The sequence below is a fragment of the Chryseobacterium sp. IHB B 17019 genome (assembly GCF_001456155.1).
Classification (GTDB): Bacteria; Bacteroidota; Bacteroidia; order Flavobacteriales; family Weeksellaceae; genus Chryseobacterium.
In genome coordinates, this window is sequence record NZ_CP013293.1 from 4,062,668 (window position 1) to 4,072,208 (window position 9,541).

The following is a 9,541-nucleotide window of genomic DNA, read 5'->3' on the forward strand; positions in this document are numbered from 1 at the left end:
GTAGCCCATTAAACTACATTAAGCTTTTGAGCAGGACAACTTTTTAATCAAAAAAATACCACAAACATCTGTGCAAATCCGTGTTATCAGTGATTAAATAAAAAACAAAATAACTTACACTTACCTAAATCCTCAAAGCTTTTAAAAACCTTGAAAATTTTTTCTTAATGCCCTATACTAAAAGACTATTTTTGATCCAACTGGAATTAGCCTTCTCCAAAATTAAAATCTAAAGAAAAGAGTTTGTATACAAAAAATGCAGTTTAGATTCCTTCGGAATGACAGTAATGTATATAAATCAAATTAGTTTTAATTTTTATAATCTAAAAGTTTTTAATCTCAGAATAAGAAAATGTAGAATTAGATCTTCATCAGAATGACAAACGAAACAGTAAAGAAAAAAGAATTCTTTTACATTACTTTATTTGGGCACGATAATCTTTACCGCCAACTCCCCAACCCCAACCTTATAGGTTTTTAAAACCTATAAGGTTTATTAGAAAACCACCAGCCACCAACCTTCATCAACAACTTAGCCTAATGGGTATCACAACCTCTGTTCTCCTACTCTCACCCTTCCAGCCCTCCAACTCTCTGACTCTTTAACCCGTCGCACAATACCTATCACCCCCTCGTTTAAAATTATTGATTCAGGCTTTCAGTGACTTATGATTGTCTATGAATAAAATATGAACATTATGTTAAATAGATTTGGAAGTATGGGGTAAAAGTGATTACTTTTGCCCCACTGAAAACGAGAGTATGTCAGTAGCGCAGAGGAGCTTTAAGGAAAGCGGTTAAGATTAAAAAGAACTACTTTGTAGTATATCAGTACTATAGGAGGATAGGACAAAAAACTTTAATTTTTTTAATAAAAAAAAGTTGTGAGTTTTAAAAGTTTTTGTATCTTTGCAGTCCGGTAAAACGGGAGCGCAGGAGTAGGATTGATTGAGTGGGAATGGAGAGATTAGGGTGAATTAAAAAACTTTAAAATTCTTTGTAAAAACATTTGGTCAATTAGGAAATAATTTTTACTTTTGCACACGCAAATACGGCAATGCTTAACGACAGAAAAAGGCAGCCGGGAAAGCGGAAGAAAAGAGATCATTGAAAAATAGATATAACAACCAAGTAAGGAAAAACTAAAGCGTCAAAACTTTGAGTGAGTCAGAACAAACATACAATGGAGAGTTTGATCCTGGCTCAGGATGAACGCTAGCGGGAGGCCTAACACATGCAAGCCGAGCGGTAGAGTCTCTTCGGAGACTTGAGAGCGGCGCACGGGTGCGGAACACGTGTGCAACCTGCCTTTATCAGGGAGATAGCCTTTCGAAAGGAAGATTAATACCCCATAATATATTGAGTGGCATCACTTGATATTGAAAACTACGGTGGATAGAGATGGGCACGCGCAAGATTAGATAGTTGGTAGGGTAACGGCCTACCAAGTCAATGATCTTTAGGGGGCCTGAGAGGGTGATCCCCCACACTGGTACTGAGACACGGACCAGACTCCTACGGGAGGCAGCAGTGAGGAATATTGGACAATGGGTGAGAGCCTGATCCAGCCATCCCGCGTGAAGGACGACGGCCCTATGGGTTGTAAACTTCTTTTGTATAGGGATAAACCTTTCCTCGTGAGGAAAGCTGAAGGTACTATACGAATAAGCACCGGCTAACTCCGTGCCAGCAGCCGCGGTAATACGGAGGGTGCAAGCGTTATCCGGATTTATTGGGTTTAAAGGGTCCGTAGGCGGATCTGTAAGTCAGTGGTGAAATCTCATAGCTCAACTATGAAACTGCCATTGATACTGCAGGTCTTGAGTAAGGTAGAAGTAGCTGGAATAAGTAGTGTAGCGGTGAAATGCATAGATATTACTTAGAACACCAATTGCGAAGGCAGGTTACTATGTCTTAACTGACGCTGATGGACGAAAGCGTGGGGAGCGAACAGGATTAGATACCCTGGTAGTCCACGCCGTAAACGATGCTAACTCGTTTTTGGGCTTTCGGGTTCAGAGACTAAGCGAAAGTGATAAGTTAGCCACCTGGGGAGTACGTTCGCAAGAATGAAACTCAAAGGAATTGACGGGGGCCCGCACAAGCGGTGGATTATGTGGTTTAATTCGATGATACGCGAGGAACCTTACCAAGGCTTAAATGGGAATTGATCGGTTTAGAAATAGACCTTCCTTCGGGCAATTTTCAAGGTGCTGCATGGTTGTCGTCAGCTCGTGCCGTGAGGTGTTAGGTTAAGTCCTGCAACGAGCGCAACCCCTGTCACTAGTTGCCATCATTCAGTTGGGGACTCTAGTGAGACTGCCTACGCAAGTAGAGAGGAAGGTGGGGATGACGTCAAATCATCACGGCCCTTACGCCTTGGGCCACACACGTAATACAATGGCCAGTACAGAGGGCTGCTACCAGGCGACTGGATGCTAATCTCGAAAGCTGGTCTCAGTTCGGATTGGAGTCTGCAACTCGACTCTATGAAGCTGGAATCGCTAGTAATCGCGCATCAGCCATGGCGCGGTGAATACGTTCCCGGGCCTTGTACACACCGCCCGTCAAGCCATGGAAGTCTGGGGTACCTGAAGTCGGTGACCGTAACAGGAGCTGCCTAGGGTAAAACAGGTAACTAGGGCTAAGTCGTAACAAGGTAGCCGTACCGGAAGGTGCGGCTGGAACATCTCATTTTAGAGCGTCTTTCGGGACGATAAACAAAATTAGTATCGCAAGATACAAAGTACTTACTTAAAGAGAGGCTTTAGTTTTTTATTTGGTTGATTTATATTTAAAAACATACAAAACCCACTAGAAATTAGTATAGGGATAGAGATACAAGAGCCGAGAGCCAAGAACCAAGACGAATGCAAAAGTCTTGTATCTAGCATCTAGGATCTGTTAGTCTAAAAGACAGTCTCGTAGCTCAGCTGGTTAGAGCGCTACACTGATAATGTAGAGGTCGGCAGTTCGAGCCTGCCCGAGACTACTAATTGTAAAAGACGGGAAGATATAAGATGCTAGACATCAGATTTAAAAGTCTGAGATCTGGAATCTGGAATCTGAAGTCTACTAGAGGGGGAATTAGCTCAGCTGGCTAGAGCGCCTGCCTTGCACGCAGGAGGTCAAGGGTTCGACTCCCTTATTCTCCACAGTTTTGAAGACTTAGTTTAAAAGTTACGGATGGAGCCAAAAACAACATCTGTTCATTAAGTTGACAAGAAGAATTTGATCATTGACATTAACGGTAAAGACATCACAAAGAGAAAACCGAGCACTTATAAGTGCTTGAGTAACCTAAAAATAGGAAAGAAATCGTTAAGGGCGTATGGCGGATGCCTAGGCTTTCAGAGGCGAAGAAGGACGTGGTAAGCTGCGAAAAGCTCGGGGGATTGGCACACACGAATTGATCCCGAGATGTCCGAATGGGGCAACCCGGCAGGTTGAAGACCTGTCACCTCGCAAGAGGAGCAAACCCGGAGAACTGAAACATCTAAGTACCCGGAGGAAAAGAAATCGAAGAGATTCCGTAAGTAGTGGCGAGCGAACGCGGATTAGCCCAAAAGTCTTTATATATTTAATAGAATGTACTGGAAAGTGCAGCCATAGAGGGTGATAGCCCCGTATATGAAAGGTATATATAGATGATAAATGAGTAGGGCGGGACACGTGAAATCCTGTCTGAATATGGGGGACCATCCTCCAAGGCTAAATACTCCTGAAAGACCGATAGTGAACAAGTACTGTGAAGGAAAGGTGAAAAGCACTTCGAATAGAAGGGTGAAATAGAACCTGAAACCGTACGCCTACAAGCGGTCGGAGCCCACAAGTTGGGTGACGGCGTGCCTTTTGCATAATGAGCCTACGAGTTAATTTTACTAGCGAGGTTAAGGACTTCAGGTCCGGAGCCGGAGCGAAAGCGAGTCTGAATAGGGCGCATAGTTAGTAGGATTAGACGCGAAACCTTGTGATCTACCCATGGGCAGGTTGAAGCTCTGGTAACACAGAGTGGAGGACCGAACCGGTTGACGTTGAAAAGTCTTCGGATGACCTGTGGGTAGGGGTGAAAGGCCAATCAAACTGGGAGATAGCTCGTACTCTCCGAAATGCATTTAGGTGCAGCGTCGCAAAAAAGTTTATTAGAGGTAGAGCTACTGATTGGATGCGGGGGTTTCATCGCCTACCAATTCCTGACAAACTCCGAATGCTAATAAATGTTCTGCGGCAGTGAGGGCATGGGTGCTAAGGTCCATGTCCGAGAGGGAAAGAACCCAGACCAACAGCTAAGGTCCCCAAATATATGCTAAGTTGAAGCAACGCGGTTGAACTGCATTGACAGCTAGGATGTTGGCTTGGAAGCAGCCATTCATTTAAAGAGTGCGTAACAGCTCACTAGTCGAGCGGTTCGGCATGGATAATAATCGGGCATAAGCATATTACCGAAGCTATGGATTTATAATTAATTATATCTGGTAGGAGAGCATTCTGTTTGCGCCGAAGCAGTATCGTGAGGTATTGTGGAGCGGACAGAAAAGAAAATGTAGGCATAAGTAACGATAAAGGGGGCGAGAAACCCCCTCACCGAAAGACTAAGGTTTCCTCAGCCATGCTAATCAGCTGAGGGTTAGTCGGGACCTAACGCGAACCCGAAAGGGGTAGTGGATGGACAATGGGTTAATATTCCCATACTTGCTCACACTAAAAAGGGGACGGTTCGACGTAGCTATTGAAGACGGACGGAAGTGTCAAGGCCTAGCCTTCGGGCGAAGCTGTTATAGTGAAATCGGATCCAAGAAAAGCCGAAGTGAAGCAACCCGTACCAAAACCGACACAGGTGGTCGAGGAGAGAATCCTAAGGTGCTCGAGTGAGTCGTGGCTAAGGAACTAGGCAAAATAGTCTCGTAACTTCGGAAGAAGAGACGCCATCAGCAATGGTGGCCGCAGTGAAGAGGCCCAGGCGACTGTTTATCAAAAACACAGGACTCTGCTAAATCGAAAGATGCTGTATAGGGTCTGACACCTGCCCGGTGCTGGAAGGTTAAGGAAGGGCGTTAGCAGCAATGCGAAGCGTTTGACTGAAGCCCCAGTAAACGGCGGCCGTAACTATAACGGTCCTAAGGTAGCGAAATTCCTTGTCGGGTAAGTTCCGACCTGCACGAATGGTGTAACGATCTGGGCACTGTCTCAGCCACGAGCTCGGTGAAATTGTAGTATCGGTGAAGATGCCGATTACCCGCAATGGGACGAAAAGACCCTGTGAACCTTTACTATAACTTCGTATTGACTTTGAGTAAGTAATGTGTAGGATAGGTGGGAGGCTTTGAAGCATGCACGCTAGTGTGTGTGGAGCCAACGTTGAAATACCACCCTTTACTTACTTGGAGCCTAACTTCTTTTAGAAGGACATTGCGTGGTGGGTAGTTTGACTGGGGTGGTCGCCTCCAAAAGAGTAACGGAGGCTTTCAAAGGTACCCTCAGCACGCTTGGTAACCGTGCGTAGAGTGTAATGGCATAAGGGTGCTTGACTGTGAGACCTACAAGTCGATCAGGTGCGAAAGCAGGACATAGTGATCCGGTGGTTCCGTATGGAAGGGCCATCGCTCATAGGATAAAAGGTACTCCGGGGATAACAGGCTAGTCTCCCCCAAGAGCTCACATCGACGGGGAGGTTCGGCACCTCGATGTCGGCTCGTCACATCCTGGGGCTGGAGAAGGTCCCAAGGGTTGGGCTGTTCGCCCATTAAAGTGGCACGCGAGCTGGGTTCAGAACGTCGTGAGACAGTTCGGTCTCTATCTATTGCGGGCGTTAGATGTTTGAGAGGGCTTGATTCTAGTACGAGAGGACCGAATTGAACAAACCTCTGGTGTATCAGTTGTACCGCCAGGTGCACCGCTGAGTAGCTACGTTTGGAAGAGATAAACACTGAAAGCATATAAGTGTGAAACTCGCCTCAAGATGAGACATCTTTTAAGGGTCGTTGGAGATGACAACGTTGATAGGCTACAGGTGTAAAGTTGGTAACAGCATAGCCGAGTAGTACTAATTACCCGTAGATTTATAGCCTATTGGTTACTATAAAACAAGCCTTATAAGTGCAACCAAGGTTTTGTCTTTGTGAAAGTTTTTATCGATTAAAACAGATGTCAGATAGAAGACATCAGATTTAAGACCATTAAAAGTCTGAAATCTGAAATCTCACCTCTGATATCTTATATACAACCTTTAGGGTGGTTTTAGCGGTGGGGCTCACCTGTTCCCATTCCGAACACAGAAGTTAAGCCCACCAGCGCCGATGGTACTGCGAAAGCGGGAGAGTAGGTCGCCGCCGGTTTTTATTTAAAACTCCTTCATCAATCGATGAAGGAGTTTTTTTATGCCCAAAAAGCAAAAAACTACAAACGCTAAAATCAAAAACAAAAGAATAAACAAAAGTCTCATACATAAATGTGTATGAGACTTTTTTCGTTTTATACCATAACAACTCCATACCCCAAAAAAAATAGATGAGTAATAAGCAATGGTAATTAATAATTTTGCTAGATGCTAGATGCTAGATGCTAGATGCTAGATGCTAGATGCTAGATGCTAGATGCTAGATGCTAGATGCTAGATGCTAGATGCTAGATGCTAAATGCTAAATGCGGGGAGCTCCGGAGGAGCGATCTGTTAATAGCCCAGATTATATGTTTGGATTATGAGCCCTGTAAGGGCGGCCTGTCGAAGTAAAACAATCTTAAACCCCTTTAACTTTCATACTCTCTTTGTCATCCTGGAAGGATCTAAAATCTTCTTTAATAGGAAATCTTCATTATACATTTTACGAACAATGAGCTTTTATTTACATTTAAAAATCTGCTTAATCACCAATCTGCGAGAGATCATTCTTCATTCTTAATTACCATTTATATATTATCGTCTTGTGTTACCTGGCTAAGTTTACACCTTTGTTTACCTTTTATATTTAAAATTAAATTATTCTTTGTCTTGCTTTGCGTTAAAAAATCCAAATAACCAAAAAAACTGTTCATTATCTTCCGCTCCTTTATTTTTGCTAAATGCTAAATGCTAAATGCTAAATGCTAAATGCTAAATGCTAAATGCTAAATGCTAAATGCTAAATGCGGGGAGCTCCGGAGGAGCGACCTGTTAATAGCCCAGATTATATGTTTGGATGTATGAGCCCTGTAAGGGCGGCCTGTAACTACAAAGATATTAATGTAGTATAGAAATATTTAAAAATCATCCATTGTTAGATACCGGAAGAAACTTAAGAGGTTTGAGGTTCTTGTGCTTATGGGAGCTACTTTGAAACCACTCCCGTCAAAAATATTTGAATTTTTTGCCACCCTCCAGAGGAGGGGAATTTAATGCTGTTAATGATAATGTTGTAAATGGTTTGATTGATAAAGCGGGGATTGTTTCACAACTTCTATTGCCTGAATTGCAGGAAGACCCTAGCCCAGATAGGAGCGGTTACCCCGCAACTGGATGTAGGAGAGTTGGAGGACATGTAACAGAAAAGCAATGGCGTGAGGAGTATGAGCGGATAGCTGGAAATAGCTCCTAATTATTTTACGAAAATTGTTTGGTTAATAGACATTGATAGATAAAATCTCTGGAAACTTTTTATTTTATGTTGTAACTTTATCTTATGAAAGAGCATATTGTGAGAGGGTTCAGGTTTGAAACTTATAAAGCACCGGAATTGTCCGTATTTGATCGGTTGCTGGAGATTTTTACGGATCTGTTGACCCATACTTCAGGAGATTTTGATGAAGCGATAGACTGGCTTCGAATGCTTGATGATGAATACAAACTTACTACACCAGAATATACTATAGATGATTTTATCGAAGATCTTAAGAGAAAGAGATATATCCGCGAGGAAATAGATCCCAATGGAAACGGGAGTAGCGTACAGTTGAGTGCAAAAATGGAACAAAATATCCGTAAACAGGCTCTTAAACAGATCTTCGGAAATCTCGAGAAAAGTGGAAGTGGAAATCATAAGACCAATAAAAGCGGTACAGGCGAAGATACAACGGGGGAATTCCGTAATTATAGTTTTGGAGATCCTGTTGAGAAAATTTCTATTACTGAAAGCCTTAAAAATGCACAGATCAACAATGGTATCGGTGATTTTCATCTTACTGAAGATGATTTAATTGTTGAAGACAGTATTCACCAATCTCAGATGAGTACGGTTCTCATGATAGACATCAGCCACAGTATGATTTTGTATGGAGAAGACCGTATTACTCCTGCCAAAAAAGTCGCAATGGCGCTTGCAGAACTAATTACTACCCGTTATCCGAAAGATACTTTGGATATTATTGTTTTTGGAGATGATGCGTGGCCGGTTAAGATTCAGGAGCTTCCTTATTTGCAGGTCGGGCCGTATCACACCAATACGGTTGCAGGTCTTCAGCTGGCGATGGATATATTGCGAAGAAAACGGAATACCAATAAACAGATCTTCATGATTACTGATGGAAAACCAAGCTGTGTACGACAGGCAGATGGTTCTTATTACATGAATTCTTTTGGTTTGGACGAATATGTGGTTCAAAAAATGTTACAATATGGCGGCTCAGGCTCGCAGATTGCATATTCCCATCACTACTTTTATGATTGCTCAGGATGCTTATCTTCAACAGTTTGTGAGAGAATTTACAGAAGCCAATCAGGGAAAAGCTTTTTATACGGGACTTAACGGTTTAGGTCAAATGATTTTTGAAGATTACGAGACTAACCGTAAAAAAAAGAATCCGTTAAATCAATTTTTAAACAATTAGGCACTAATAATATTCTAATAAATAAATCAGATATTAAAATTAATAAAATGACTGCAAAGCCAGATATAAAAACATTAGGTTCGTTAAAAGCAACAGAATATAAATCTAAAAATATCAAAGATGAGTTAAGAGATAATTTAAGAAATAAAATTTTTAAAAAAGAGCCTGTTTTTGAAGGGATTTTTGGGTATGAAAATACAGTTATTCCTCAATTGGAACACGCTATTCTCAGCCGTCATAATATCAACTTACTAGGTCTTCGAGGCCAGGCGAAAACCCGATTGGCAAGAATGATGACTGCTTTATTAGATGAATGGATTCCATTTGTCGCAGGAAGTGAAATTAACGATGATCCTTTCAATCCAATCTCACGCTATGCCAAAGAACTTATTGAAAAAGAAGGAGATAATACACCAGTTGAATGGTTGCACCGCGATGACAGATTCTTTGAAAAATTGGCGACTCCGGATGTGACGGTTGCAGATCTTATCGGTGATGTCGATCCTATTAAAGCTGCTAATCTTAAACTTTCTTATGCGGATGATCGTGTGATACATTTCGGAATGATTCCGCGTGCTAACCGATGTATTTTTGTGATTTGAATTGCCGGACCTTCAGGCTCGTATACAGGTTTCGTTATTTAATATTTTGCAGGAAGGTGATGTTCAAATCCGTGGTTTTAAAGTGAGAATGCCTTTAGACATACAGTTTGTTTTCACTGCTAATCCAGAAGATTATACGA

Annotated in this window: 2 tRNA genes, 3 rRNA genes and 2 pseudogenes; all 7 read left to right on the forward strand. The window is 42.3% G+C overall.

What is annotated here, in order from left to right:
* The first annotated feature begins 1,180 nt into the window (after positions 1–1,180).
* Positions 1,181–2,697: ribosomal RNA gene (locus tag ATE47_RS18770) — 16S ribosomal RNA — on the forward strand.
* 221 nt (positions 2,698–2,918) lie between these two features.
* Positions 2,919–2,992: transfer RNA gene (locus ATE47_RS18775), tRNA-Ile, on the forward strand.
* An 89-nt stretch (positions 2,993–3,081) separates the two neighbouring features.
* A tRNA-Ala gene (locus ATE47_RS18780) sits at positions 3,082–3,155 on the forward strand.
* A gap of 156 nt (positions 3,156–3,311) precedes the next feature.
* Positions 3,312–6,067: ribosomal RNA gene (locus ATE47_RS18785) — 23S ribosomal RNA — on the forward strand.
* Positions 6,068–6,227: 160 nt separating this feature from the next.
* Positions 6,228–6,335 (forward strand): 5S ribosomal RNA (gene rrf, locus ATE47_RS18790).
* The 16S, 23S and 5S rRNA genes sit together here with 2 tRNA genes alongside, the layout of an rRNA operon.
* 1,320 nt (positions 6,336–7,655) lie before the next feature.
* Positions 7,656–8,799 (forward strand): annotated as a pseudogene (locus ATE47_RS18800) (vWA domain-containing protein).
* Between the two features lie 47 nt (positions 8,800–8,846).
* A pseudogene (locus ATE47_RS00005) lies at positions 8,847–9,540 on the forward strand (magnesium chelatase); the annotation flags it as partial.
* Between the last annotated feature and the right edge of the window lies 1 nt (position 9,541).